Source organism: Streptococcus suis YS56, from assembly GCF_000440115.1.
In the GTDB taxonomy this organism is placed as follows: Bacteria; Bacillota; Bacilli; order Lactobacillales; family Streptococcaceae; genus Streptococcus; species Streptococcus suis_L.
In genome coordinates, this window is record NZ_ALMY01000046.1 from 1 (window position 1) to 1283 (window position 1283).

Here is a 1283-nt window from a genome sequence, read left to right on the forward strand (position 1 = left end):
AAGAAGGATTCTACAAGCGTACCTTGGATATTCACCGAACACTAGGGTTGCTCTTGCACACTCAAGTCTCGATTCAGCAATTGCTTAAGCTGCCAGCGGAATGCTTTCATCCTAAACCAAAAGTAAACAGTGTCTTAATAAAACTTACCCGCCATACCACAGATGTTCCAGATAAATATTGGAAGCTATATACGTACTTTGTTTCAAAATGGGTCAATCGAGAATATCGTCAACTGTTTACTAAAAATCAGTTTCATCAAGCAATGAAACACGCCAAAGTAAACAATTTAAGTACCGTTACTTATGAGCAAGTATTGTCTATTTTTAATAGTTATCTATTATTTAACGGGAGGAAATAATTCTATGAGTCGCTTTTGTAAATTTGGAAAGTTACACGTTACTAAAGGGAATGTAGATAAATTATTAGGTATACTACTGACAGCTTCCAAGGAGCTAAAGAGGTCCCTAGCGCCTACGGGGAATTTGTATCGATAAGGGGTACAAATTCCCACTAAGCGCTCGGGACCTCTTGTAGGAAAATGTCCTAAGTGTGGCAACAATATTGTATTAAAAAAATCGTTTTATGGTTGTTCAAATTATCCTGAATGTACCTTCACTTTAGCTGAACATTTTAGAAAGAAAAAACTCACCAAAACAAATGTAAAAGAATTACTAGAGGGAAAAGAAACCCTGGTAAAAGGAATCAAAACGAAAGATAGAAAGTCCTACAATGCCGTTGTAAAAATCGGAGAAAAGGGATATATTGATTTTATATCTTTCTCAAAATAAACATAAAAGCCCTTTAAAGAGGGCTTTTATATATTAATCACAAATCACTTATCACAAATCACAAGTGATTTGTGATTGTTGATGATAAAATAAGAATAAGAAGAAATAGAAAGAAGTGAGTGATTGTGGGAAATTTAGGCGCACAAAAAGAAAAACGAAATGATACACCAATCAGTGCAAAAAAAGATATAATGGGAGATAAGACGGTTCGTGTTCGTGCTGACTTGCACCATATCATAAAAATCGAAACAGCAAAGAATGGCGGAAACGTAAAAGAAGTTATGGAAATAAGACTTAGAAGCAAACTTAAGAGTGTGTTGATAGTGCATTATCTTAAAATTTTGTATAATAGGAATTGAAGTTAAATTAGATGCTAAAAATTTGTAATTAAGAAGGAGGGATTCGTCATGTTGGTATTCCAAATGCGTAATGTAGATAAAACATCTACTGTTTTGAAACAGACTAAAAACAGTGATTACGCAGATAAATAAATA

The 1283-nt window shown here is 33.7% G+C and carries 3 protein-coding genes and 1 pseudogene; all 4 read left to right on the top strand.

Annotation, left to right across the window (positions count from 1 at the left end; all coding sequences use genetic code 11):
* Window positions 1-359 (top strand): methyltransferase (locus SST62_RS0105495; RefSeq protein WP_029186603.1); only part of this gene is annotated, 359 nt, incomplete at its 5' end.
* A gap of 169 nt (window positions 360-528) precedes the next feature.
* A pseudogene (locus SST62_RS1000000112205) lies at window positions 529-789 on the top strand (topoisomerase DNA-binding C4 zinc finger domain-containing protein); the annotation flags it as partial.
* A 119-nt stretch (window positions 790-908) separates the two neighbouring features.
* A complete protein-coding gene (locus tag SST62_RS0105505; protein ID WP_000635249.1) occupies window positions 909-1148 on the top strand; it encodes a peptide-binding protein in 240 nt (79 codons plus the stop codon).
* Between the two features lie 48 nt (window positions 1149-1196).
* On the top strand, window positions 1197-1280 hold the full coding sequence (locus SST62_RS01000000111525) for a 23S rRNA methyltransferase attenuation leader peptide (protein ID WP_001814874.1): 84 nt from the start codon (window positions 1197-1199) through the stop codon (window positions 1278-1280).
* Window positions 1281-1283: the final 3 nt, after the last annotated feature.

What these genes read in the sequence shown, in the direction of transcription:
- SST62_RS01000000111525 (WP_001814874.1), top strand. Translation starts at nt 1,197, where the DNA reads ATGTTGGTATTCCAAATGCGTAATGTAGATAAAACATCTACTGTTTTG.